We start from the raw sequence: 23633 nt of genomic DNA on the forward strand, positions 1-23633 counted from the left end.
CGAATCCGTTCGCGAACAGGTGGTGATGACCGTGCGCGCGAAGGTGGGGGACCGCCTCCATTTCAAGGGCCGCCAGGTCGGCATGAAGGAGCACACCGCGGAGGTGACGGCGGTGCTCGGCGAGAAAGGGGAGCCGCCGTACCGCGTCCGCCACGACAACGGCCACGAGGCGGTGGTCGTACCCGAGTCCGACTGCACCGTCGAATCCCGGGATTGAGGCCGGGCCCGAGGCCCTGACCGCCGCTACCGTTCCGGCGGGAGCGCGGCCAGGGCGGCCCGGTAGTGTTCGCCGAGGTCGAGCGCCGCCAGCAGCCGGTCGGGGGAGTCCTGCGCCTCGGCCCCGGCGACCTGGGCGACCGCCCGCCGCAGGGCCTCGGCCCCGGTCGGCACGTCCATCAGCTCCAGCAGCTCGGCCGCCGACTCCAGCGTCCGACGCTGCCCGGCCGACCAGTCGATCAGGCCGTGCTCGAGCTGCTCCAGCCACACGGTGATCGACTGCCGCAACTCCGCCCACACCGCCTCGTAGTGGCTCACCTTGTAGCCGATCCGCGCCATCCCGACCATCGCCTCGGTCTCGGCCCGGACCAGGTCCTTGTCGTACCGGCCCTCGACCGCGCGCAGCCACGTCGCCGCCGCCTGCATGTACGCGGCCCACTGGTAGGACTCCCGGCCCTCCATCAGCTCCACCGAGACCGGCAGCGTCCTCGCCGCCGGAACGAACAGCTCCCGCTCCGGCTCCGGCAGGGAGTCGTAGTCGGGGAACGGGGCGATCATGAGGCGGTGGGCGCGCTCGGCGGCCGCCACCGGCGCCGTGCTCAGGCCCTCGAAGATCGGCAGGTCTTCCCGCTCCAGAGTCATGGCGGTGTGGAAGGCCACCTGCCGGTGGTACAGCTCGCCGATGGGGCGCTCGAGGTAGTGGCAGATCGCGCCCAGGTCCCCCTGCACCACCGCCACCCCGTCCAGGTGCTCCCGGTCGGCCTCGGCGACCGCCTCGGTCACCGGCAGCAGCTCGCCCACCCCGTGGCGGTAGGCCGCCTCCCACGACTCCTCATCGGTCAACGCGATGAACTCGACGCGGGCGTCGTCGGCCCGCCGCATCAATTCCTCGTACCGGCTCACAGCGATCCTCCTTCCCGCGTCCCCACCCGCATGCTAGCCGCCGACGCGGCCGGAGGCGTTCCTCGACCCGCGAGCCCGGCCGGACGTCCCCTCGAAGGGGCCGCGCGGCTACCGATGACGCGCCTCGAGCGCGGCCAGGCGCTCGTCGGTGCGCAGCTCCTCCGCGGTCGGGGCCATGACCACCGTTTGGATCAGCAGCAGCAGGACGATCGCGGTCACCACCGCCATCGGGAAGATCAGATCGACCGCATGAGCCCCCTCGACGCTTGAGGAGACGGTGCCTCCGACACCGACGCCCAGCATGGCCGTGTAGTGCATCGCGTTCACCGCGACGGCCATGACCGCCGCCGCCGGCCACATGGCGGCGGTCCGCCGGAGGCTCAGCGCCAGCCACAGCGCGGTCGTGGCCGCACCGACGGCGATGGCGATCGCGGCGGCCACGTAGACCGCCTCGTGGTGCAGTTCGACGGTGGATTCGACGGCGGCCATACCGGTGTAGTGCATCGCCGCGATCCCGCCGCCGGTCAGCAGGCCGGCGATGAGCATCTTCCAGGTCGAGTAGCGGCCGAGGGCGATGATGAGCAGGCCGCAGGCGACCACGGCGATCGCGATCGCCGCGCTGGCCGCGGTCAGGGCGGGGTCGTAGCGGATGACCGCGTCGTCGACGGAGAAACCCAGCATCGCGACGAAGTGCATCACCCAGATGCCGGTGCCGCCGATGGCGAAGGCGGCGACCACGAGCCAGGCCGCGCGGCGGCCGGAGGAGTGCAGGCGGGCGTGGCGGCACAGCAGCAGGCCGAGGGCCGAACCGGTCATCGAGACCAGGAAGGCGATGGACAGCGTGAGCGGGCCGTGGGCGAAATGTTCGATCATGGGCGGGGCTCCGGGCGGTGGGGATCGGAGTGATCGCACCGAATGCTAGCGCCTTCGCGCGCCCGGGGCGGTACCCGAGGAACGTGAGCAGGGATCTCGACTTCGGCGATCCTTCTTTCGGGTGAGGAGCATCGGGAGTGCCGTCGACCCCCGTCACCGCTCCGCGATGTACTCCTGGGCGTTGCCGAGGTACTCCTCGATCTCCTGCTCCCACGCGTACACCTCGGTCTCGCGGTCGATCAGGCGCTCGACGTACATCCGCGCCCACGCCTCCTCGGAGCCGTCGCGCAGTCCGGCCGAACGGGCGCACTCGGCGAAGTCGAGTGCCATGGCGAACTCGTACTCCTTCGCCCCGGCCGGGTCCTCCGGCGCGTCCGGCGGCGGTTCGGGGAGGTTCTCGGCCGGCGGTTGGACCGCGGGCGAGTCGGGGTAGAGCTGCCAGAGGTACTGGTCGACCGGTAGCCCCCCGAAGTCGTCGAAGGCCCACTCGCCATGGCCGCGTTCGGCGACGCAGTCGAGTGATCCGCGCTCCTGGTCGATGTACTGCGCCGACAGCTCGGGGTACAGTTCGCCGTCGCCGACCCATGTCAGCGGGCTCTCCAGGCTCGGCTTGGACCACCAGGTGCGGCCGTCGTCGGCCTCGTGGTGTTCCGGACCGCCGTAGACGATCTCGATCGTGGTCAGTTCGCAGCCGCCGTACGGCGGCTCTTCGAGGTCGAGCTCGGCGATGTCCTCTCCGGCCTCGTGGGCCGCATTCATCTCCTGCTCGTAGGCGATCTTCTCGGGTCCGGCGAAGGCCTCCAGCCACTCCCGCCGGTACTCCTCGTCGGACTTGTCGAAACGTTCCCGGGCTTCGAACGACGCGGGGTCTCTCCAGGTCTGCTCCGACGCGGCGGCCTCCAGGTATTCCGGGTTCTCGCGGATCTCGGCGGCCATTTCGGGGTCGGTCAACATCCATACTCCGAAGCCCCACTGCTCGGCGTGTTCGCGAAGGGGGATGCGCGTGTACGGCGAGGAGAACCCTTCGAAGCGGTGCGGAATCGATCTGCCGTGCAGCCGGGTGGGATGGTGGACGGTGAAGCCGAGGTCCTCCATGCACGCCTGCGCCACCCGGGCCTCGGCCTGCGTCAGCTCCCAGGCCAGCTCCGAGCCGTTGACCAGTGTCCTTTCGATCCGGTCGATGTCGTCGGCGGTGACCGCCCGCCGGTCGTCGCCGGAGCAGGCGGTCAGCAGGATCGGCAAGGCCAGCAACGGGGTCGCCGCGCGGCGTAGGTCTACGGTCATGCGTGCATGGTAGACGGAACCTCCTCCCGTCGCATGCCGTGCATTGTGGACTTCTTTGGTGCGCAGCATCACCGGAGCCTGAGGCGGTCGATGGTGCGGGTGTAGTCCCCGAATGCCCCCTCGACGTCGTCGGTGGTCAGTCCGTACCGTGCCAGGTCGAATTCGTGGGACCGGCCGGTGGCCGGTCCCGACAGCGCGGCTTCGAGGTTGGCGCGGTCGGCGCCGGTCGACCTCGTACCGAGCCGCTCGTAGAGCGCGGTCATGGCGCCGTGGGGGTCGGCCTGGAGCTGGGTGTACGGGACGTCGACGATGGCTTCGCGCGGAAGCTCGAGGCGCGCGGCGCGGGCGCGCTCGATGGAGGCGGCCGTGAGCTCCAGCCAGGTGGCGCCGATCCGGTGGAGGTCGGGGTCTTTGACGTGGACCGCGGTTGCGGCCTCGGCCAAGCTGCAGACCGAACCCATCACGGTGACCGGGTCGCGGTGGACCCACACCACGGTCGCGTCCGGGAACACGTCGCGGATGGTCGGCAGGTGGTCGAGATGTGCGGCGGAGTGGAGGATCCAGCGGCGGTCGCCGCGGCCGTGCTGGAGCACCTGGAGCACCAGCTTGAGATGTTCGTAGTCTCCGTGCCAGTCGTGTCCGGCGAGCCGGTCGAGGTAGCCGGGCATGTGGGCGCGCGCCAGGTGGTGGACGCCGTGGCGTAGCAGGTGCGAGGAGTCGCCGGGGCTCTCGGCCTCGAAGCGGTGGAGGTCGCGGTAGTGCGGCGAGAGCCGGCCGACCGACTTGCAGTGCTGCGTGGCCGCCTTGATATAGCGGCGGCGTTCCTTCTCCGGCGCTTCGAGGTCGGTGTAGAGCATCTCCCACAGCAGCGGCGCCCGGTGGCCGACCGAGCGGGCGATGGCCTCGCGGGTGATCGGGGCGGCGGTCCTCGCGAGCCCGACGACTAAGACCGGCGCGCCGACCGGCTCGTCGGAGATGGCGGGCCGATCGTGGATCAGGCGGCGGACCCGCAGCCGGTTCCGGATTCGCAGTTCGAGGTCGTCGAGGACGGCCTGCCAGCCGACCGGCGTCATCGAAGGCACATCGGAGTAATAGTGCAGGACGGTGCGGTAGCCGTCCAGGAAGTCCTCGTCGCCTTCGGCGCTGCCGCCGTCGGCGGTCTCGGCCCTGGCGACGAGAGCGCCGAAGACCTCGTCGACCGGGCGCGGCGGGAAGACGTTCGGCTCGAGCAGGGCGTTGAGGACGCGGGTTCTGGTGGGGATCTTGCGCATGCGGTTCTCCGGTAGGGCAGCCGGTTTGAAGAGGTGTGGGACATTCTTGCACAACGGTCGGTAGCCGTCCGGTGGCATGTTCGACGGCGGCGCGGTGCGAGTGCTGGTGCGAGCGCTGTGCCATGCGCCCGAACGAAATCGGGTGCGGAGGCTTCGGGTCGGCGCCGACGCCGATGAATTCGCGCGTCGCGGCTCGTCGGAACTGACGAGCATATTTAGAAACCACCATCGGAAGGACTCCGTCACCATGAGCACCGACAGCACTACCGGTCCCACCGGTACCGCGCGGCCCGGCCGCGCCCTGAACATCACGCTGTGGATATTCCAGGGCCTGCTCGCCGCGTTCTTCGCCATCGCGTCGGCGGCGCCGAAGCTGTTCAGCGAATCCGCCGCCGTGGAGGGCTTCGAGGTCATCGGCGCCGGCCAGTGGTTCCGCTACTTCGTCGGCGCACTCGAACTCGCCGGTGCGATCGGCCTGGTCATCCCGCGCCTTTCCGGCCTGGCCGCGATCGGGCTGAGCCTGCTGATGATCGGTGCGGCCTACACCAACGCCTTCGTCATCGACGGCCACTTCCCGGTGATCACCCCGCTGATCCTGCTGGTGTTCACCGCCTTCATCGCCTGGGGCCGCCGAGGGACCACCAAGGCGCTGTTCGAGCGGACTTGAGCCCGAATGCGTTCGGTCGAAGCCGGTGTCCGGGTGCTGGATCGGCCGAGGGACGAGGCCGGACTGCGTGTCGGCGGCCCCGCGGTCCTGATGGCGAAGGCCCTCGGCCCTCCTCGCTACAGCAGCGCTTCGAGAGCGACTTCGTGGAGACCCGCCCCGGACCATAGGGGCGGCTCCATCGCCGGGGCCGCGACGTGAGCCCGGCGGTGATCCTGGAGGCGCGGACGTCCGGATGGGACACCGATCCGCCGCCGCAGTACCCGAGCCGGAGCCTGGAGTGGTACCTCGCCCGCACCCGGCACCGGCACGACCGAGCACGCGTCCGCCTGCCGGACGGTGAGCCCGTGCTGGGGCCGCTGACCCGTCTCTTCCCCCGCGGGGCCGCCGCCGCTCGACGCGGCGGCCCCACCACGGACTCCCGGCCCCGGCGATCACCGCGATGCCTGCCGGGGTACGGACTCACCGGGCCCGGCGGTCGGCACGCCAGGTGCGCATCGGTTCGCCCAGCGGCATTTCGGCGAATCCGGCCGTCCAGTCGGCGGCGGTGTAGCCGGTGTCCAGGTCGGTGTGGTGGCATTCGACCTCGACCAGGCGGCGGGCGGGGATCTCGGCGGCCGGAATCGTCGCCCCGGTCGGGGTCTCGATCGTGGTGTCCCACGCCTCCTGCGGCATCGACCCGACCTCGGCGGCGAGCCACGCCGCGGACTCGACCAGGTCGGCGACCAGCTCCTCTCTCGACCGTCCCGAACCGGCCTCGATGTCGGCCTCGCGGGACTCCTTGCTCGGGTAGCCGGGTACGCCCTCGCCGGTGCGCGCCCAGACGAGCATGCGGCACATGGCGTCGCAGGAGCGCGCGACGTGGGTGATCACGTGGCCCCTGGTCCAGCCCTCGAGCGCCGACGGCGCCCGGAGCTGCTCGTCCGACAGGTCCTCGACGGTCGCGACCAGCCGCTTGGTCGCCTCGTCGATCCGGTTCACGATCTCGGCTCGCTCGGTGTCCACGGCCGCATCGTATCGGCCGGGCGGGCCCCGGGAGGGCCGTTCCGGCGGTCAGCGGAGCAGCAGGTCGAGGCGCGCGGGGTCGAGGGCGTGCTCGACGACCATGACGCCCGCGCCGATCGCGCCGCCGCTCTCGCCGGTGCGGGCCGCGGCGATCCGCAGATGACGGGTCGCCAGTGGCAGCGACCGCTGGTAGATCACCTCGCGCACCCCGGCGAGCAAGTGGTCGCCCGCCAGCGCGAGGGAGCCGCCGACGACGATGATCGACGGGTTGAAGAAGTTGACCGCCCCGGCCAGGACCTCGCCGATGTCGCGCCCGGCCTGGCGGATTCCCTGGAGCGCCGGGACCGAGCCCGAGCGGGCCAGCTCCACCACGTCGAGCGACCCGCGCGCCGGAATGCCCTGCTCGGTGAGGTTCGCGGCGATGGCCGCGCCGCTGGCCACGGCCTCCAGGCAGCCGGTGTTGCCGCAGCGGCAGTGGGCCTCGTCGGCGCCGGAGACCTTGATGTGCCCCATGTCGCCGGCCGCGCCCTGGGCGCCCCGGTAGACCCGGCCCCCGGCGATGACGCCGCAGCCGATGCCGGTGGCGGCCTTGATGAACAGCAGATGCTCCGAGTCCGACCAGGCGGTGAAGTGCTCGCCCACGGCCATGATGTTGACGTCGTTGTCGACCAGGACCGGCACCGGGAACCGCCGCCGCACGTACTCGGGGACGTCGAAGCCGTCCCAGCCGGGCATGATCGGCGGGTTGACCGCGCGGCCGGTGGAGTGCTCGACCGGCCCCGGCAGGCCGATGCCGACCCCTAGCAGGTCGGCGGCGGTGCGGTCGGCCTCGTCGAGCAGCTTGTGACCGCGGTCGACCACCCAGTCCAGCACCGCCTCGGGTCCCAATGCGATGTCGAGGTCGGCGTTGGTCTGCGCCAGCACGGTCCCGGCCATGTCGGTGACGGCGAGGCGGGCGTGGGTCGCGCCGAGGTCGGCCCCGAGGGCGATGCGGGCGTGCGGGTTGAACGCGAACGTCGCCGGGGGCCGGCCCCCGGTGGAGGCGGTCTCGCCGGAAGGGGCGACGAGGCCGGCCGACAGCAGCGCGTCGACCCGTCCGGCGACGGTCGAGCGGGCCAGGCCTGTGAGCGTCGACAGCTCCGAGCGGGTCCGGGGCGCGCCGTCGCGCAGGAGCCGGAGCAGCGTCCCGGCCCCGGCGAGGCCCTCCGGGCGGCGCGGCGCGGTCGAATCATCTGTCACAGCACCAGTGAATCACATCTTCTCAGAAGCAGATCACTCGTAACTATTCCATAACGACGCTCAACTTTTGATTGTGTTCCGTCAGAAGTTGCCCTAGGTTCGGCGTATGGCTCCAGTCACTATCAACCGGCCGACGATCTACCGGGCCGCCATCATCGGCACCGGCTTCATGGGAAGAGTCCACTCCCACGCCATCACCGCCGCCGGAGGCGAGATCACCGGCATCTCCGGATCCAGCCCCGACCGCGCCCGCCAGGCCGCCGACGCGCTGCGAGCCCCGCAGATATTCGACGACGCCGACGAGGCCATCGCCGCCGCCGACGTCGTCCACGTCTGCACCCCCAACCACCTCCACGCGCCCATCGCGCTGGCCGCCATCGAAGCCGGGAAGCACGTCGTGTGCGAGAAACCCCTCGCCACCGACGCCGACACCGCCCGCGCCATGACCGACGCCGCCGAAGCCGCCGGCGTGGTCGCCGCCGTCCCCTTCGTCTACCGGTTCCACCCGATGGTCCGCGAGGCCCGCGCCCGCGTCGCCGCCGGCGGCGTCGGCCGCCTCACCCTCGCCCACGGCTCCTACCTCCAGGACTGGCTGCTGCACCCCGGCGACGACAACTGGCGCGTCGACGCCGACAAAGGCGGCGCCCTCCGCGCCTTCGGCGACATCGGCTCCCACTGGTGCGACCTGCTCGAATTCGTCACCGGCGACCGCATCACCGCCGTGTCCGCCCAGCTCGCCACCGCCAACCGACACCGCGGCGGCCGCCGAGTATCCACCGAGGACATCGTCACCCTCCAGTTCGCCACCCGCGGCGGCATGGTCGGCACCACCGTCATCAGCCAGGTCTCCGCCGGACGCAAGAACCGGCTCTTGCTCGAAATCTCCGGCACCGAAGCGACCGTCGCGTTCGACCAAGAGCAGCCCGAGACCCTCTGGCTCGGCGGCCGCGGCTCCAACGCCGTCCTCATGCGCGACCCCGACCACCTCGCCCCCGACGCCGCCCGACTCGCCCACGTCCCCGGCGGCCACCCCCAGGGCTACCAGGACTGCTTCAACGACTTCGTCGCCGACGTCGGCACCGCCACGACCGGCCCGCCGCCCGACGGCCTCCCCGCCTTCGCCGACGGCCTCCGCGCCGCCCGCATCGCCGAAGCCGTCGCCGCCTCGGCCGGCGACCGCGACTGGGTGGAGGTGCCCGCATGACCGAGACACCGGTGCTCGCCATGCGCGGCATCGACAAGTCCTTCCTCGGCGTGCCCGTCCTGCGGTCGGTCGACCTCACCGTCGCGCCCGGCGAAGTCCACGCCCTGGTGGGGGAGAACGGGGCAGGCAAGTCCACGCTGATGAAGATCCTCGCCGGCGTGCACACCGCCGACGCCGGCACCATCGAACTGGACGGCCGGCCCGCCTCCTTCACCCACCCCCTCCAGGCCCAGCACGCCGGCGTCTCGACCGTCTTCCAGGAGTTCAACCTCCTGCCCGAACTGTCGGTCGCCGAGAACATCTTCCTCGGCCGCGAACCCCGCCGCCGCGGCTTCATCGACCGCCGCGCCATGGCCGCACGCACCGCCGAACTCCTGGCCGACCTCGGCGTCGAGGACCTGGCGGCGAACGCCAAAGCGGGGACCCTGTCGGTGGCCCACCAGCAGATCGTCGAGATCGCCAAGGCACTCTCCCAGGGCGCCGACCTGATCTGCATGGACGAACCCACCGCCGCCCTCGCCGACGCCGAGGTCGAGCTGCTCTACCGGCTCATCGATCGCCTGCGTAACCGGGGCATCGCGGTCCTGTACGTCTCCCACCGGCTCCGCGAGATCTTCGACCTGTGCGACCGCATCACCGTCCTCAAGGACGGCCGCCGCGTCGACTGCGTCGACTCGGCCGCCATCACCCCCGACGAACTGGTCACCGCCATGGTCGGGCGCCGCATCGAAGCGGTCTTCCCCGAGCCCCTGCCCGGCACCGAGATCGGCGACGTTCGCCTCGAGATCACCGGCGGCGGCAACGCCTGGTTGGACGGCATCGACCTCCAGGTCCGGGCCGGGGAGATCGTGGGGCTCGCCGGACTCCAGGGCTCGGGCCGCACCGAGATCGCCGAAGCGGTCTTCGGCATCGCGCCGTTCACCCGCGGCAGCCTCGCGGTCGACGGACGGCAGCGGCGCATCACCGGCCCCCGCAAAGCGATAGCCTCCGGCCTCGCCCTGGTCACCGAAGACCGCAAGGCACAGGGCCTGGCCATGCACCAGTCGGTGCGGGCCAACGCCCGCCTGGTCCTCGACGCCAACCGCCGCGTCCACTCCGGGCGGCGGCTCTCCCGCATCCCCGGCATCCTCTCCGGACTCGACCTGGTCTCCCGCGGCCTGGAACAGGACGTCCAGTACCTCTCGGGCGGCAACCAGCAGAAGGTCGTCGTCGCCAAATGGCTCGCCACCGAACCGGGCGTCATCGTCCTCGACGAACCCACCCGCGGCATCGACGTCGGTGCCAAGCACAAGCTCTACTCGGTGATCCGCCGGCTCGCCGCCGAAGGGATCGCGGTCCTGCTCATCGCCTCCGAACTGATCGAGGTGATCGGCCTGGCCGACCGCATCGCGGTCCTCCACGACGGCCGCATCGCCGGCGAACTCCCCGGCGGCGCCACCGAGCAGCAGGTCATGGCCCACGCGACCGGACGGAGCCGGGCATGACGAGTGAGCGGCTCAGTACCACCGCCCTGATCTACGTGGCGCTCGCCGGAGTCCTGGCCGCCGGCGGCGCCGCCGTCGCCGTCGACGGCGGCAACCTGTTCTCGACGGCCAACCTGGTCGACATGCTCACCCGCACCAGCCTCACCGGCTTCCTGGCGATCGGGATGACGCTGGTGATCCTGTGCCGCTCGCTCGACCTGTCGGTCGGCTACGTCGCCGCGCTCTCCAGCCTGGTCGCGGCCACCACCATGGACGGCGCGCCGGGGAACGTCCCGCTGGGGATCGCCGCGGTCCTGCTGGTGAGCGGCCTCATCGGCGCCGCCAACGGCGCGATCGTCGCCTTCGGCCGCGTCAACCCGTTCATCGCGACCCTCGGGGTCGGGCTGATCATCAAGGGCTACCTCGACACCGAGTACAAGGGACCGGCCGGGGACGTGCCCGCGATCTTCCAGCAGTTCGGGTACACCCGCATCGCGTTCGTGCCGGTCTCCACGATCGTGATGCTGTGCCTGGCCGCGGCCGGGATCTGGTTCCTGCGCTCGACCCGCACCGGCCACCACATGTACGCCGTCGGCGGCAACATCGACGTCGCCCGCATGTCCGGCATCCGAACCCACCGGACCCGCATCACCGCGCACGTCCTGTGCAGCATGTGCGCCGGGGTCGCCGGGATGCTCCTGGCGGCCCGCTTCGGCACCGGATCGGCCGAGGCCTACACCAACCTGTACGAACTCGACGCCATCGCCGCGACCGTCCTCGGCGGCACCCTCCTGCTCGGCGGCCGCGGCGGTGTGGCCGGGACCGTCGCCGGGGTGGCGATCCTGGCCGTCCTCGACACCGTCTTCAACGTCATGCAGATCGACCCGTTCGCCAAGGACGTCCTGCGCGGCACCATCATCATCGCCGCCGTCGCCCTCTACGCCCGCCGCCAGATCGACCGCACCGCCCGCCGGCCGCGCTTCGCCGCCGCGGGCACCGGGAGGCCCTGATGCAACGCGCACGCAGCGCCGCGGCCGCCCTCCTGGGCGGTGGCACCGGCACCGTCTTCGCCCTCCTGGCGGTCATCTTCGCGATCGTGTTCGCCGTCAACCCCGGGTTCTTCCAGGCGGCCTCGCTCATGGCGTTCCTCAAACAGGCCGCGCCGCTGGTGATCCTGGCCGCCGGGCAGTACTTCGTGATCGTCTCGGGCAACTTCGACCTCTCGGTCGGCGCCCTCGTCGGCGCCCAGGTGGTCATCGCCGCCCGCCTCATCGACGGCGAGGAGGCCCGGACCGTCCCGGTCATCGGCGTGATGCTGCTGTTCGGCATCGCCGTGGGACTGGTCAACGGCCTCGTCACCACCGTTCTGAAGGTCCAGTCGTTCATCACCACCCTCGGGATGCTCCTGGTCCTCTACGGCGCGATCCGCCTGTGGACCGGCGGCGCCCCCACCGGGAGCCTCTCGGAGTCCTTCCGCGTCCCCGGCCGCATGGGCATCGAGAACGTGCCCCTGCTCGGACAGGTCCCGTGGGCGCTGCTGATCATGATCGCCTGCGGCGCCGCCGCCATCTGGCTGATGCGCACCCGCTTCGGCCGGGTCCTCATCGCCACCGGCGACAACGACCTGGCCGCCGAACTCTCCGGCGCCCGCGTCGACACCGTCCGGACCGCCGCGTTCGTCCTCTCGGGCCTGTCGGCCACGATCGCGGGCATCCTCATCGGCGGCTTCGCCGGAGTCAGCGCCCAAGTCGGGGAGGGAATGGAGTTCACCGTCATCACCGCGGTCGTCCTCGGCGGCGTCGTCCTCGGCGGCGGCCAGGGCCTCGTGGTCGCCGCGATGGCCGGGGCGCTCACCATCGAGGCCCTGTTCACCTTGTTCAACCAGCTCGCGCTGCCCGCGTCGCTCCGACCGAGCGTCCAGGGAGCCATCATCATCGCCGCCGTCGCCTACGCCGCCAGGCGCAGGATGCGGCCGGCCGGCCAAACCGCCACACCCTCATGAGAAGAAGGTCCGAACCATGAACACCACGCGACTCGCCGTCGCCTCCGCCGCCGCCCTCGGGCTGCTGCTGGCGACGGCCTGCACCACCGACGAGATCGACGACCCCGACACCCAGGAGACCGCCGCCGGCGAAGAGGGCGGCGACGACTGGTTCGTCCAGGCCGACTACGAGCGGCAGCTCGAGCAGCGCGAGATCGAACCCGAAGGCGACCCCGCCGAGCCGTGGCTCCAGGCGATCGACCCCGACTGGGTCGACACCTCCGAGTTCGCCCTCGAAGGCGGCGACGCCACCGTCTGCTTCTCCAACGCCTCGGTGTCCAACCCGTGGCGCGTCACCGGATGGATCACCATGCAGCAGCAGGTCGAGGTCCTCCAGGACCAGGGCCTGATCGGGGAGTTCCGCAGCTCCGACGCCGCCGACGACGACGATCAGCAGATCTCCGACATCCAGGCGTTCGTCGACTCCGGCGACTGCGACGCGATCATCATCTCCCCGTCCACGACCGCGACGCTCACGCCCGCCGTCCAGGCCGCCTGCGACTCCGGCGCGCCGGTGATCGTGTTCGACCGCGGCGTCAACACCGACTGCGCGGTCACCTTCATCCACCCGATCGGCGGCTACGCCTACGGCGCCGACGGCGCCGAGTTCCTGGTCGACAACCTCGAACCCGGCTCGACGGTGCTGGCGCTGCGCATCCTGCCCGGCGTCGACGTCCTCGAGCACCGCTGGGCCGCCGCCCAGGAGATCTTCGGCGACTCCGACCTGGAGATCCTCGGCGACGAGTTCACCGGCGGCGACGCCGCCGAGATCAAGAACATCGTCACCCAGTACCTGCAGCGCGGGGAGGTCGACGGGATCTGGATGGACGCCGGCGACGGCGCCGTGGCCGGCATCGAGGCGTTCGAGGACGCCGGAAAGCCCTACCCGGTGATGGTCGGCGAGGACGAGCTGTCGTTCATGCGCAAGTGGGACGAGACCGGCATGACCGCGATCGCGCCGGTCTACTCCAACTTCCAGTGGCGCACCCCGGTCCTGGCCGCGACCATGATCCTCTCCGGCGAGCAGGTGCCCTCGGAGTGGGTGCTCCCGCAGGAGCCGATCACCGAGGCCGACCTGGACGAATACCTGGAACGCAACGCCGACATGCCCTCGCTGCACTACGCCAAGTTCGGCGGCGAGGACCTGCCCGGCTTCCCCGACGCCTGGAGAGACCGGTGACACGGCAACTGGGCGTCAACACCTGGGTCTGGACTTCGCCGCTCGACGACGAGGCCCTGGCCCGACTGGCTCCGAAGGTGCGCGACTGGGGGTTCGACGTCATCGAGCTCCCGGTCGAGCGCCTCGGCGATTGGGATCCAGGCCGGGCCGCCGATCTGCTCGGCGAGCTCGGCCTGGGAGCCACCGTGGTCCTGGTGATGGGGCCCGGCCGCGAACTGGTCGGCGCCTCCGAATCAGCGACCGTGGCCGACACGCAGGACTACCTGCGCGGCGTGATCGACGCCGCCGCCGCGGTCGGCTCGGACGTGATCGCCGGACCCGCCTACGCCTCGGTGGGCCGGACCTGGCGCATCGACGACCGCGCCGCCGCCTACCGGGAGCTGCGGGAGAACCTCGCGCCTGTCGGCGAGTACGCCGCCGAGCGCGGCGTCACGATCGCGGTCGAGCCGCTCAACCGGTACGAGACCAGCGTGATCAACACCGTTGACCAGGCGCTGGAGGCGCTCGACGGCCTGGCCGGGTGCTCGTTGGCGCTGGACGTGTACCACCTGAACATCGAGGAGACCGACATCCCGGCCTCGATCGAGCGGGCCACCGGCAGGATCGGCCACGTCCAGGTCTGCGCCAACGACCGCGGCGCCCCCGGCCGCGACCACCTCGACTGGCCGGGCATACTGCGCGCCCTGGACCGGGCCGGCTACACCGGCCCCCTGGTGATCGAATCGTTCACCGCCCACAACGCCACCATCGCGACCGCCGCCTCGATCTGGCGACCGCTGGCGCCCACACAGGACGCCATCGCCACCGGCGGCCTGACCTTCCTGAGGAGCCTCACCGATGCCTAGACCCATCACGCTGTTCACCGGCCAGTGGGCGGACATGCCGTTCGAGGAGCTGTGCCGCCGGGCCGCCGAATGGGGCTACGACGGACTCGAGGTCGCCTGCTGGGGCGACCACCTCGACGTCCGCCGCGCCGCCGCCGACGACGACTACGCCGCCGAGCGGAAGTCGATCCTCGACCGGCACGGGCTCGGCCTGTGGGCGATCTCGAACCACCTGGTCGGCCAGGCCGTCTGCGACGACCCGATCGACCAGCGCCACCGGGCGATCGTGCCCGAGCACGTGTGGGGCGACGGCGACCCCGAGGGCGTGCGGCGCCGCGCCGCCGAGGAGATGAAAACGACCGCCCGCGCCGCCGCGAAGCTCGGCGTCGACACCGTCGTCGGCTTCACCGGCTCGGCGATCTGGAAGTACGTGGCGATGTTCCCGCCGGTCCCGCAGTCTGCGATCGAGGCCGGATACGCCGACTTCGCCGAGCGCTGGAACCCGGTCCTCGACGTGTTCGACTCGGCCGGCGTCCGCTTCGCGCACGAGGTCCACCCGTCCGAGATCGCCTACGACTACTGGTCGACCCACGCCGCGCTGGAGGCGGTCGGCCACCGGGAGGCGTTCGGGCTCAACTGGGACCCCAGCCACATGATGTGGCAGGGCATCGAACCGTCGGCGTTCCTGTGGGACTTCCGGGACCGGATCTACCACGTCGACTGCAAGGACACCCGGCAGCGCTTCGACGGCCGGAACGGCCGCCTGTCCTCCCACCTGCCGTGGGGCGACCCCCGCCGCGGCTGGGACTTCGTCTCCACCGGACACGGCGACGTGCCCTGGGAGGACAGCTTCCGGGTGCTGAACGCCATCGGCTACGCCGGTCCGATCTCGATCGAATGGGAGGACGCCGGCATGGACCGCCTCCGCGGCGCCGCCGAAGCGGTCGGCTACGTCCGGAACCTGAACTTCGACCCGCCCGAGGCGGCCTTCGACGCGGCCTTCGGCTCCGACTAGGGCGCGTTTGAGAACCTAGGGTTTCCAGTCGAGGATCATCGCGACCTGCACGGTGGCCTCGTAGCGAACTGCGTATTTGTCGTAGCGGGTCCCGACGGCCCGGAATCGCTTGAGCCGGTTGAAGAACCGCTCGACGGTGTTGCGGTCGTTGTAGGCCTCGCGGTCGAACTTCGGGGTCGGCCGCCGGCGCGGCCCTTGGCCTGCCTGTTGCGCCGCTGGTCCTTCTTCTCGGGGATCACCGCTTGGATGCCGCGTCGGCGCAGGTAGGCGCGGTTCTTTCGGGAGGTGTAGGCCTTGTCGGCCATGACCGTGCGCGGTCGGGTCCGGGGTCGGCCCGGGCCGGGCCACGCGTATTCGCTCCAGCAACGGGCGGAACTGGGGACTGTCGGCGGCCTGGCCTGCGGTCATGCTCATCGACAGGCTGACTTGGGCGTTGTCGGCCGCGGTGTGTAGCTTGGTGGTCCGGCCGCCGCGCGAGGAGCCGATGGCGTGGTCGTCCGGCTCGTCGGCCACGGGCCGGGCTGCGGCGCCGGCGGCGTGCTGGTGGACGCGGACGATCGTGGAGTCGACACTTACATACCAGGTCAGGCGGCCTGCGGCGTCGAGGAACGTCAGCACGGTCTTGAGCAGCATCGGCCAGAGGCCTTCCATCTGCCAGGTGCGGAAGAGCCAGTAGACGGTCTGCCAGGGGCCGAAGGTGGCTTCGGGGACGAATCGCCAGGGCGATCCGGTGCGGACCCGCCAGGCGATACCGTCGAGCAGCACACGCCGTGACCTGGTGATCGGCCGCCCGGTCCTCGTCTGTGCCGGGATCCATTTCCGCAGGTGCTCCCACTGGTCGTGGGTGAGCTTGGCGTGAGCAGGTACCCTTGACACTTGGAGCCTCCAGTGATCGGTTTAGTTGCAGCACAACCAAACTAACTGGAGGCTCCCTCAGTTCTCGAATGCGCCCTAGCCGCGAAGTCGCGGCGCTGAAGGTTGACAACCGCCGGCGGTTCCGCCATTCTGAGCACTCGCACGGTCGCATGCTCCATGTTGATCAACGAGTTCGCCCATGATCAATTTTGCGCCACCGTGGGAAACTCCCCTGTCGGCGCTTTCGAGGGAACGCCCGGTATGGTTTGTTATGAGACCATTGACATTATGATCGACGTCATGCTCAGCTCCACTGTCGATGATCTTCTCGAGGATCGATCGGCCGTGGTCGAGGCGCTTGAGCCGACGAGGCTGGTGGGGCTCCTCGGAATCGCCCCGGTCGACGGACCCTCGTACGGAGCCAGCGCCTACGTCGCGACCCTCGAAATGGCCGTCGAATGCGATCTTTACATCCTGCTGCTCGGCCATCGGTATGGATTCGTGTCGGATCGTGGCCTGTCGGCGACCGAGCTTGAGTATCTGGCTGCGTATGAGGACGATCCGACGAAGATCCTGATCTTCCGCAAACTCGTCAAGGACGTCGAGCCTAGGCAGGCCGAATTCATCCAGCGGGTCGGGGAGTATCACCGCGGCTACTACATCCGTGAGTACGAGGACGCGTCCCAGCTCCGGGGTCTTGCGGGCGCCAGTTTCGCGCAGTGGATCGAGGAGCGTGCCGCGATCGGCCGCAAGCTCGACTACTTCGACCACTTCATCCGACTGGCCGTGCGGAAGTCCCCGTTCCCCAGTGTGCGGCCCCTCTATGTCGTGGAGGACGACTACATCGAGCTGAAGTACCGGTTCCTGTCCAAGTCTTACACAATCCATTTCGACAAGGCCCATATCTACAACGACTTCTGGGGCAGCATAGCGATGCTGGAATCCAGATTTGAGGAATGGAGACTCGACCGCTATGGCCGTCATTCATAAGCTCGGTTCGCCGTACCTGACGTATCTTTCCGGCATAGTCCGCAACCGCGAGTCCGGCCCGTCCGAGATTCGTGATGCCCTGCTGCGGCTGGGCGAGGAGGTGGGAAGCTCGATCCTGGCCGAGTGCTTTCTTCGTCAGACCACCATCACCACTCCGATGGAGGAGCATGTCGAGAGTCTCGCAGCTACGAAGGACCTCTCGGTCGTCATCACCACGAGATTCGATCTGGAAACGTTCGGCAGCACGCTGTCGGCGAGCCTGGTGCCTTCGAAACTCGGCTTTATGAATTTCGAGGGTAGGCGCGGGTTCGACGCACTCAACTCACCCGTCCGCGAGATCGAGCTACCGGACCTCCGCAATCGCACAGTGGACTCGGTCGTCATCGCCAAGTCGTGTTTGGCCACCGGGTGCACCGCGGTCAGTCTCGCCAGAACGGCTCTCCAGGAGTACATGCCGCGGCGCATGATCTTGGTGGCGGTCTTCTACTCGCTCGCAGGACTCCGCGAACTGGAGGATTCATTTCCCCACTCCGAGATATTCGTCGTCGGTGAGCCGGACGAGATCGATGGGGAAGGGATCCTGCACCCAGGCGTGGGGCTCTTGGAGGCTCGAATGTGAGGGAAGTCTGTTCTGGTGCCCCGGCCGCTCGCATCGCCTCTTCGGAGAAGTTTATGGCCTTGACGACTCCGCTTCTCGCCGTAGGGTTCGGCTACTACCTGCGCAACGGCCTCCTCACGAGACTGCTCCGCTCCGAGGCGCGCCTGGTGGATATCGAGATCGTCACCTGTTTGCTCGGCGGAACCTCGGAATTCGAGGCGAATGTCGTACCTCTGTTCCGTTCGTTCGGATTGGCACCACCTCGTTATGTGCCTCGACTTGCGGATGCGTTGAAGGCGATCGGAGAGTTCGCGGATCCGGCGGCCGCCATCTCCACCCCCACGGGCCTGCATTTCGAGCACGCGGCTGCGTGCATCGATGCGGGACTCGACGTCTACGTCGAACGCCCGGTCGTCACCCCAGCGGATGACCTTCCGACTCTGGTGGAGGCGGCCGACGCCTCGGGTCTGGTGCTGTTCACCGGAAACCAGCGGCGTGTCGAGCCGCCGTTCCAATACCTCCATGAGGTAGTTGTTAAGAGAAGACACTTCGGGGAACTGGCCGCCATCAGGTGCACGCTGGCGGTGGGGGAGCGACTCTCCGGATGGCGGGTCGACAAGGCCTTGTCCGGCGGCGGTATCGTCGCGGACACCGGTCATCACCTACTCGATTGCGCAGCTTGGATAGCCGACGGCGTCGGGCACCGATTCCCTCGTGGTTCAACGCGGTATGTCGGCTTCGGACGCGAACCGTGGATGAGGACCGGAGGGGATCCGCTGGAGACGTCGGCGTTCGGGCATCTACGGAGCCCGCGTGGTCTCAATCTCTATTTCGATCTGAGTTACGCGGTTCCGATCGGTTCGGTGTACGAGCGCCTTGAAATGTGGGACCACCAGGGCACGCGCGTCCTGGTGATGCGGGACCAGACGGTGCGGTCGTCGCAGCCGGGACTGGTGACTCACCAGCTCGGAGACGGCAGCATCGTTTCGGTCGGCGTGGACGGAACCGAAACCCCGTTGTCGGGTCGGCAGATATCACGGCAGTCGAACGTGACCGGCCCGATCGAGGGGTTCTTGAGGCTGCATAGGTCCTCTGAGGCGTCGGTGGACCATCCGTGCAGCGGTGCGGCGTCCGTTCCATCCTGGGAACTGACCAAGGAGATTCATGAATACGTACAGGGCTGTTCCGGTGCCTGAGTCGCCGGGTCCGAACCAGACGGGTTCGCTGCGCTGCAGCATGCACAGTATTGCGATCCAGACCGACTGCTTCGATCGATCGTACTGGTTCTACACCGAGGTGGTCGGACTGGCGAAGGTGCGGGAGCCGTTCCCGTTCAAGACACGCACGCTAGCCTGGCTCGATGCCGGTGTGGCGCTGATCGAGCTGTACTCGACCAAGCACGGCGCCGATGCCGCGATGCCGCTCGGCCCGGCCAACGGCATCGACCACGTCGCGTTCGTGGTCGAACGGCTCGATGAGGTCATCGCGGTGCTGGAGGTGCACGGGATCGCAATCGCCAAGGGACCGTTGGTCCCTCCGAGCGGTGATCCGCGCCAACCGGAGATCCTGTTCGTCGAGGCGCCGGAGGGCACCGAGGTCCAGTTCCGGGAACCCGAGCGGCCGTGAACACGAAGCCGCGCCAGCGGTCCCGTCCCGGTGGAGGTCGGTCGGGTCCGCGTACCCGTCGCACATGTGGTTCCGCAAGGCGAGACGGCGAGTCGGTCGAGCGTGAGGCCGCATTAGATTTGATTCATGGGGTTGCATATCCTCCGGCCGATATTCGGGACCCGGCGCGGCCTGTCGGTCTTCTGCTCGAACGCATTGATCGCGTTCGGACTCGTCTCCGGCCTGGTGCAGCTGTACACGGCCCTCTGGTCGGGAATCCCTCTGGCGCCGATGCCGCTTCTGGCGATCATGGCGGTGCTCGCGGTCGCATGGGGATGCCGGCGGGCCTGGCCGCGCACCGGCATCAGAAGCGAGCTCAGCCATCCGGAGGTCAGCGTCCGGGTCCTGGTGGGAGACCTGTTCGACCAGGAAGCGCACCTGGTCGTAGGGTTCAACGACATGTTCGACACCGACCTGTCCAGCGGCGAGGTCATCGACCCGTCGAGTGTTCAGGGGCAGTTCGAATCGAAGGTCTACCGCGGAAACACGACCAAGCTGGACCGCGATCTCAAGCTCGCCCTGGACGGGATCGACCCGGTACGTTCGGAGACCCGGGCGGACAAGCCCGTGGGCAAGCTCGTCCGATACCCCATCGGGACAATTGCCGTTCTGGGCGACCAAGAACGACGATACTTCTGCCTGGCGTACGCGAGCATGCAGAACAACCTGGTGGCTCAGTCGAACGTCGACTATCTGTGGAGGTCGCTAGGCGCGTTGTGGCAGTCGGTACATGCGAAGGCGCGCCTCAAGTCCGTCGCGATGCCGATCGTTGGCACCGAACTGGCCAGGGTCAGCCAGCTGGACCGGGAGAGCATTCTCAAGATGATCCTGCTCTCGTTCATCGCGCAGACGCGGGAGCGCATCGTATGCCGAGAGCTGACGGTCATGGTCCACCCCAGCGACGTCCGCCAGATCAACATGCTGGAAGTCAAGGCCTTCCTGGACCGGGTCTGACGGGCCGTCCAGCGACTCGAACGGTCGACCGGTGTCCAGCCACCCGGCGCCGGGCATCGCACGGCGCGCCGCATGAGCCTGACTCGAACGCGGCCGGTCGGCGGGCCCTGGCGACGAACTTCACGGATAGACCAGCGTAGCGATCGCCCGGTGCTCGGAGTAATGGCATCCGCCGTAGTTCTGGGTCACGCACGAGGGCGGATCGGTGTCGTCGTCGCGGGCTTCCGCGGCGGTGAACTTGACGGTGGTGGCGGGGCCGCCGTCGCCGGTGGTGAAAACGTAGTCGATGCGCCGGTTGACTCCGGAGGCGTACTTGAACGTCCAGCCCGAGCTCCGGGCCTCGAGGCCGGCGGACTCCAGGATCTCGTCCCAGCCTCCGTAGCTCGGGTGCCGCTGCCAGATGTTCATGTCGCCGCCGACTATCTTGAGGTCTGCGGTCCGGCCGTTGACCGGCTGGCCCATCTCGTCGAGGATCTCCCTGGCGTTGGACTCCGAGCACCGCCGGCCGTTCTTCGCCGCGGTGGGCCAATGCACCGATGCGGCCGCCACCGTGTCGTCGTTGACCCGGTCGTGGAGCATCACCTCGATCGACCGGGTGCGGTCCTGCTCGTTGTTGGTGCAGCGGCCCGACACGTAGTGCTGGGCCTGCCACCGGTTCAGGCCGAGGTAGCTGAAGCGGTCGGTGTTGAAGATGACCGCGTTCCGCTGGACGGGCTTCTCGCCGCCGCAGGCCCGGATCCGGTCGCCGGTGACCACCGCGCTGATCCTCGAGTCGTAGTCGTGCCCGAACATCGATTCGAGCCTGGCCACATAGGTCGACAGCTCCGATGCGCTCACCTGCTGCACGAGGAAGAGGTCCGAGTCGCCGTGGGGTCCGCTGTCGGCCAGGTACTCCAGCAGTTCGTCGTAGTCGCCCGGGCAGGTGCCGTTCCCCCAGGTGAGCAGGTTCTCCAGATTGTTGCCGACCACGGAGATCGGAGCGTTCTGCGCCTGCGCCGGACCGCTCGGGACGGGCGCGCTGAGCACTGTGGCCAGCAGCGAGAGCAGTCCCAGCAAGACGATGCGGTTTCGTCGGGTCATCGTTGCCTCCGGTCGAGCCGATTCGAGCGGTGCGAAAAGCCGCGTACCGATCGAACCAACCATCGGCGGTTCAAAGCAAGCACTCGTCCACATGGCATCGTCGCGAATGGCCGGTGAACTCCACCCGACACGGCGGTCCGGCGCCGGCGCTCCGCTCACGCCAGTTTCGGGACCGCCGCCTCGATCAGGTCTCGGACGCGGTCGAGGTTGGCGCTGAACACCTCGAAGACCGCCTCCTGCGTCACCGGTTCGACGTCCGGGTGCCCCTCCAGTCCGGCATCGTAGTCGGTGACCAGGGCGACGCCGCCGAACGCGATTCCGGCCTCCATCGCCAGGGGCGCCTCGGGGGACTGGGTCATGTTCACCACGTGCCAGCCCGCGTCGCGGTGCCATTCGGACTCGGCGCGGCTGGAGAAGCGCGGGCCGTTGATCACCACCACCGTGCCGCCGTCGTGGGCGGTCACGCCGATCCCGGCCGCCGACTCCAGCAGCACCCGCCGCAGCGCCGGGTCGTATGGCTCGGCGAACGGGACGTGGACCGGCCCGTCCTCGAACCGGTCGTAGAAGGTGGACGGCCGACCCCAGGTGCGGTCCACGATCTGGTCGACCACGACGAACTCGCCCGGCCTGACCTCCGGGCGCAGCGACCCGGCCGCGAACGGCGAGATCAGCGCCCGCACGCCCAGCAGCCGCATCGCCTCCACATTGGCCCGGTAGTTCACGCGGTGGGGCGGGAACCGGTGGTCGGTCCCGTGCCGGGGCAGGAACGCCACCCGCATCGGCGGTTCGGCCTCGAAGGTCGCGATCGTCACCGGCGCGCTCGGTGCGCCCCAGTCGGTCTCGACATCGAAGGTCTCGGCCGACCCGTACAGGCTGTAGAAGCCGGTGCCGCCGAAGACGCCCACGTCGGCCCGGGGAAGGGATGGATCCAAGATTCGCTCCTCATCGGTTCTGGGCGGCCCGCCTGGCACGCGACAACTGGCCGCGCATGTCGCGCACGGCCCGCAGCGTCCCGCCGACGGTGCCGGTGACCTTGCTCCTGCCGACCCGCGCCCGGTACGGCACGGGCCGTTCGGCGATCCGCCACCCGTCCTGGCCCGCCCGCAGCACCATCTCCAGCGGCCAGCCCGAACGCCGGTCGGCGATGCCCAGCGCCAGCAGCTTCTCGCGGCGCGCCGCCCGCATCGGACCGATGTCGGTCACCCGCGCCCCGCACAGGCGCCGCACCCTCCCGGCCAGGTAGCGGTTGGCGACCCGGCTGTGCAGCGGCAGCGCCCCCGCCTCGGCGCGGCGCGAGCCGAGCGACAGGTCGGTCTCGCCGCGCAGCACCGGCCCGCACACCAGCGGCAGGTCGGCCGGGTCCAGTGACGCGTCGCAGTCCATGAACGCCACCACCGGCGCGGTGGCGGCCTCCAGCCCGGCGAAGCAGGCCGCCCCGAAACCGCGCCGCGGTTCGGCGACGACCTCGGCGCCGAGCGAGGCGGCCACCTCGGCCGAGCCGTCCTCCGAGCCGTTGTCGACCACGACCGGCCGGAACCGGTCCGGCATCCGCTCGAGCACCCACGGGATCGCCTCGCGCTCGTTCAGCACCGGCAGCACCACGTCCACCGGACCGTCAGCCGGCTCCACCAGCGACCGCACGCGACCGGCCGTCCGCGTCGACGGCGCCAGCGCCGCGATCGCCCGCGCGTCGCCGATGTCGTCCAGATCGCGCAGCACCGGCAAATCCGCCACCCGCATCCCCAACGCGTGCAACTGCTTCAACTGCTGCAGCCCGGTGTCGTAGTGGCTCATCGGCACGTCGGTGAACGCCTCCGGGTGCGGCTCGGCCATCCCGATCGCCCACCAGCCGCCGTCCTCGGCCAGCCCCAGCGCCGCGTCGTGGCCGCCGCCGGCCACCGTCTCCAGGCAGGCGTCGAGCAGCTCCGGAGTCACCTGCGGGGTGTCCATGCCGATCTGCACGCCCGGCCCGCCCGCGTGCGCCCACGCCGCGGCCAGCCGCTCGTTGAATCCGTCGCCGACCTGCGCGACCACCTCGAACCCCTCCGGCAGCCACGGCCCCGGCTCGCCGTCGAGCGCCAGGATCAACCGCTCGGCCCCGCATCCGGCGACCGCCTCCAGCGTGTCGGCCAGCGACGCCTCGGCCACCTCGGCGGCCTCCTCGGGTGTCAGCGGCGGAGCGAGCCTGGTCTTCGACCGGCCCGGTACCGGCGCCTTGGCCATGACGAGCAGGTGGCTGCTGTGCATGCGTCCGATGCTACGGTCCAGAGGCTCCCACCGGGGGCGGGAAACCTTACGGTATGCGAAAG

At 69.7% G+C, this 23633-nt stretch carries 23 protein-coding genes and 1 pseudogene; 14 read left to right on the top strand and 10 right to left on the bottom strand.

What is annotated here, in order from left to right; translation table 11 throughout:
• The first annotated feature begins 31 nt into the window (after nt 1–31).
• Complete coding sequence (locus tag CUT39_RS00580) at nt 32–217, top strand: DUF1918 domain-containing protein (protein ID WP_100444061.1); 186 nt, start codon at nt 32–34, stop codon at nt 215–217.
• 26 nt (nt 218–243) lie between these two features.
• On the opposite strand, the gene CUT39_RS00585 is transcribed toward CUT39_RS00580, so the two are convergent.
• The 4 genes from CUT39_RS00585 to CUT39_RS00600 form a co-directional block, all read right to left on the bottom strand.
• A complete protein-coding gene (locus tag CUT39_RS00585) occupies nt 244–1119 on the bottom strand; it encodes a hypothetical protein (protein ID WP_100444001.1) in 876 nt (291 codons plus the stop codon).
• Nucleotides 1120–1227: 108 nt separating this feature from the next.
• Entirely contained in the window at nt 1228–1992 is a 765-nt protein-coding gene (locus CUT39_RS00590; RefSeq protein ID WP_100444002.1) for an MHYT domain-containing protein, read from the bottom strand.
• A gap of 153 nt (nt 1993–2145) precedes the next feature.
• Nucleotides 2146–3276 (bottom strand): hypothetical protein, encoded by a 1131-nt coding sequence (locus CUT39_RS00595; protein WP_100444003.1) that lies wholly within the window; start codon nt 3274–3276, stop codon nt 2146–2148.
• Between the two features lie 68 nt (nt 3277–3344).
• Complete coding sequence (locus CUT39_RS00600; protein ID WP_157930407.1) at nt 3345–4547, bottom strand: sulfotransferase family protein; 1203 nt, start codon at nt 4545–4547, stop codon at nt 3345–3347.
• A gap of 247 nt (nt 4548–4794) precedes the next feature.
• On the opposite strand from CUT39_RS00600, the gene CUT39_RS00605 reads away from it, so the two are divergent.
• Entirely contained in the window at nt 4795–5214 is a 420-nt protein-coding gene (locus CUT39_RS00605) for a DoxX family protein (RefSeq protein ID WP_100444005.1), read from the top strand.
• Nucleotides 5215–5673: 459 nt separating this feature from the next.
• Here the strand turns inward: CUT39_RS00605 and CUT39_RS00610 are convergent, their stop codons facing one another.
• Together CUT39_RS00610 and CUT39_RS00615 are read right to left on the bottom strand one after the other, a co-directional pair.
• A complete protein-coding gene (locus tag CUT39_RS00610; RefSeq protein ID WP_100444006.1) occupies nt 5674–6216 on the bottom strand; it encodes a maleylpyruvate isomerase family mycothiol-dependent enzyme in 543 nt (180 codons plus the stop codon).
• A 48-nt stretch (nt 6217–6264) separates the two neighbouring features.
• Nucleotides 6265–7455, bottom strand: a complete 1191-nt coding sequence (locus tag CUT39_RS00615) for an ROK family transcriptional regulator (RefSeq protein WP_100444007.1) — start codon at nt 7453–7455, stop codon at nt 6265–6267.
• Between the two features lie 106 nt (nt 7456–7561).
• On the opposite strand from CUT39_RS00615, the gene CUT39_RS00620 reads away from it, so the two are divergent.
• The 7 genes from CUT39_RS00620 to CUT39_RS00650 are packed head-to-tail and all read left to right on the top strand — an operon-like array spanning nt 7562 to nt 15182.
• A complete protein-coding gene (locus CUT39_RS00620) occupies nt 7562–8659 on the top strand; it encodes a Gfo/Idh/MocA family protein (protein ID WP_100444008.1) in 1098 nt (365 codons plus the stop codon).
• Nucleotides 8656–10143 (top strand): sugar ABC transporter ATP-binding protein, encoded by a 1488-nt coding sequence (locus CUT39_RS00625; RefSeq protein WP_100444009.1) that lies wholly within the window; start codon nt 8656–8658, stop codon nt 10141–10143. The genes CUT39_RS00620 and CUT39_RS00625 overlap by 4 nt, the downstream gene beginning before the upstream one ends.
• On the top strand, nt 10140–11132 hold the full coding sequence (locus CUT39_RS00630; RefSeq protein WP_100444010.1) for an ABC transporter permease: 993 nt from the start codon (nt 10140–10142) through the stop codon (nt 11130–11132). The genes CUT39_RS00625 and CUT39_RS00630 overlap by 4 nt, the downstream gene beginning before the upstream one ends.
• Nucleotides 11132–12124 (top strand): ABC transporter permease, encoded by a 993-nt coding sequence (locus CUT39_RS00635; RefSeq protein WP_100444011.1) that lies wholly within the window; start codon nt 11132–11134, stop codon nt 12122–12124. Before CUT39_RS00630 ends, CUT39_RS00635 begins: the two co-directional genes overlap by 1 nt.
• A 16-nt stretch (nt 12125–12140) precedes the next feature.
• A complete protein-coding gene (locus CUT39_RS00640; protein ID WP_100444012.1) occupies nt 12141–13343 on the top strand; it encodes a substrate-binding domain-containing protein in 1203 nt (400 codons plus the stop codon).
• On the top strand, nt 13340–14188 hold the full coding sequence (locus CUT39_RS00645; RefSeq protein WP_100444013.1) for a sugar phosphate isomerase/epimerase family protein: 849 nt from the start codon (nt 13340–13342) through the stop codon (nt 14186–14188). The genes CUT39_RS00640 and CUT39_RS00645 overlap by 4 nt, the downstream gene beginning before the upstream one ends.
• The gene (locus CUT39_RS00650) at nt 14181–15182 is read left to right on the top strand and encodes a sugar phosphate isomerase/epimerase family protein (protein WP_100444014.1); all 1002 of its coding nucleotides are present in this window, start codon (nt 14181–14183) and stop codon (nt 15180–15182) included. Before CUT39_RS00645 ends, CUT39_RS00650 begins: the two co-directional genes overlap by 8 nt.
• Nucleotides 15183–15197: 15 nt before the next feature.
• Here the strand turns inward: CUT39_RS00650 and CUT39_RS00655 are convergent.
• A pseudogene (locus CUT39_RS00655) lies at nt 15198–16058 on the bottom strand (IS5 family transposase).
• Nucleotides 16059–16214: 156 nt separating this feature from the next.
• Here CUT39_RS00655 and CUT39_RS00660 point away from each other — a divergent pair.
• The 5 genes from CUT39_RS00660 (at nt 16215) to CUT39_RS00680 (ending at nt 20244) form a co-directional block, all read left to right on the top strand.
• Entirely contained in the window at nt 16215–17027 is an 813-nt protein-coding gene (locus CUT39_RS00660; RefSeq protein ID WP_100444015.1) for a DUF4062 domain-containing protein, read from the top strand.
• Complete coding sequence (locus CUT39_RS00665; protein ID WP_100444016.1) at nt 17011–17646, top strand: uracil phosphoribosyltransferase; 636 nt, start codon at nt 17011–17013, stop codon at nt 17644–17646. Before CUT39_RS00660 ends, CUT39_RS00665 begins: the two co-directional genes overlap by 17 nt.
• Before the next feature lie 53 nt (nt 17647–17699).
• Nucleotides 17700–18821: a Gfo/Idh/MocA family protein gene (locus CUT39_RS00670; RefSeq protein WP_100444017.1), complete on the top strand. Its 1122-nt coding sequence runs from the start codon at nt 17700–17702 to the stop codon at nt 18819–18821.
• Between the two features lie 40 nt (nt 18822–18861).
• The gene (locus CUT39_RS00675; protein ID WP_157930408.1) at nt 18862–19251 is read left to right on the top strand and encodes a VOC family protein; all 390 of its coding nucleotides are present in this window, start codon (nt 18862–18864) and stop codon (nt 19249–19251) included.
• Nucleotides 19252–19377: 126 nt separating this feature from the next.
• Complete coding sequence (locus CUT39_RS00680; protein ID WP_157930409.1) at nt 19378–20244, top strand: macro domain-containing protein; 867 nt, start codon at nt 19378–19380, stop codon at nt 20242–20244.
• A gap of 120 nt (nt 20245–20364) precedes the next feature.
• On the opposite strand, the gene CUT39_RS00685 is transcribed toward CUT39_RS00680, so the two are convergent.
• The 3 genes from CUT39_RS00685 to CUT39_RS20945 all read right to left on the bottom strand — a co-directional run bounded on the left by CUT39_RS00685 (nt 20365) and on the right by CUT39_RS20945 (nt 23571).
• Nucleotides 20365–21324, bottom strand: a complete 960-nt coding sequence (locus tag CUT39_RS00685) for an endonuclease/exonuclease/phosphatase family protein (RefSeq protein ID WP_100444020.1) — start codon at nt 21322–21324, stop codon at nt 20365–20367.
• A gap of 155 nt (nt 21325–21479) precedes the next feature.
• Nucleotides 21480–22256, bottom strand: a complete 777-nt coding sequence (locus CUT39_RS00690) for an MTAP family purine nucleoside phosphorylase (RefSeq protein ID WP_100444021.1) — start codon at nt 22254–22256, stop codon at nt 21480–21482.
• 10 nt (nt 22257–22266) lie between these two features.
• Nucleotides 22267–23571 (bottom strand): glycosyltransferase family 2 protein, encoded by a 1305-nt coding sequence (locus CUT39_RS20945; RefSeq protein WP_100444022.1) that lies wholly within the window; start codon nt 23569–23571, stop codon nt 22267–22269.
• Nucleotides 23572–23633 lie beyond the last annotated feature (62 nt).

Origin of the sequence: Glycomyces xiaoerkulensis (assembly GCF_002798405.1) — a bacterium.
Classification (GTDB): domain Bacteria; phylum Actinomycetota; class Actinomycetes; order Mycobacteriales; family Micromonosporaceae; genus Glycomyces; species Glycomyces xiaoerkulensis.

Bases quoted from the DNA above. Each gene is read 5' to 3' on its own strand.
- CUT39_RS00590 (WP_100444002.1), bottom strand. From the start codon at position 1,992: ATGATCGAACATTTCGCCCACGGCCCGCTCACGCTGTCCATCGCCTTC.
- CUT39_RS00595 (WP_100444003.1), bottom strand. From the start codon at position 3,276: ATGACCGTAGACCTACGCCGCGCGGCGACCCCGTTGCTGGCCTTGCCG.
- CUT39_RS00600 (WP_157930407.1), bottom strand. From the start codon at position 4,547: ATGCGCAAGATCCCCACCAGAACCCGCGTCCTCAACGCCCTGCTCGAG.
- CUT39_RS00605 (WP_100444005.1), top strand. From the start codon at position 4,795: ATGAGCACCGACAGCACTACCGGTCCCACCGGTACCGCGCGGCCCGGC.
- CUT39_RS00620 (WP_100444008.1), top strand. From the start codon at position 7,562: ATGGCTCCAGTCACTATCAACCGGCCGACGATCTACCGGGCCGCCATC.
- CUT39_RS00625 (WP_100444009.1), top strand. From the start codon at position 8,656: ATGACCGAGACACCGGTGCTCGCCATGCGCGGCATCGACAAGTCCTTC.
- CUT39_RS00630 (WP_100444010.1), top strand. From the start codon at position 10,140: ATGACGAGTGAGCGGCTCAGTACCACCGCCCTGATCTACGTGGCGCTC.
- CUT39_RS00635 (WP_100444011.1), top strand. From the start codon at position 11,132: ATGCAACGCGCACGCAGCGCCGCGGCCGCCCTCCTGGGCGGTGGCACC.
- CUT39_RS00640 (WP_100444012.1), top strand. From the start codon at position 12,141: ATGAACACCACGCGACTCGCCGTCGCCTCCGCCGCCGCCCTCGGGCTG.
- CUT39_RS00650 (WP_100444014.1), top strand. From the start codon at position 14,181: ATGCCTAGACCCATCACGCTGTTCACCGGCCAGTGGGCGGACATGCCG.
- CUT39_RS00660 (WP_100444015.1), top strand. From the start codon at position 16,215: ATGTTGATCAACGAGTTCGCCCATGATCAATTTTGCGCCACCGTGGGA.
- CUT39_RS00665 (WP_100444016.1), top strand. From the start codon at position 17,011: ATGGCCGTCATTCATAAGCTCGGTTCGCCGTACCTGACGTATCTTTCC.
- CUT39_RS00670 (WP_100444017.1), top strand. From the start codon at position 17,700: ATGGCCTTGACGACTCCGCTTCTCGCCGTAGGGTTCGGCTACTACCTG.
- CUT39_RS00675 (WP_157930408.1), top strand. From the start codon at position 18,862: ATGCACAGTATTGCGATCCAGACCGACTGCTTCGATCGATCGTACTGG.
- CUT39_RS00680 (WP_157930409.1), top strand. From the start codon at position 19,378: ATGGGGTTGCATATCCTCCGGCCGATATTCGGGACCCGGCGCGGCCTG.
- CUT39_RS00685 (WP_100444020.1), bottom strand. From the start codon at position 21,324: ATGACCCGACGAAACCGCATCGTCTTGCTGGGACTGCTCTCGCTGCTG.
- CUT39_RS20945 (WP_100444022.1), bottom strand. From the start codon at position 23,571: ATGCACAGCAGCCACCTGCTCGTCATGGCCAAGGCGCCGGTACCGGGC.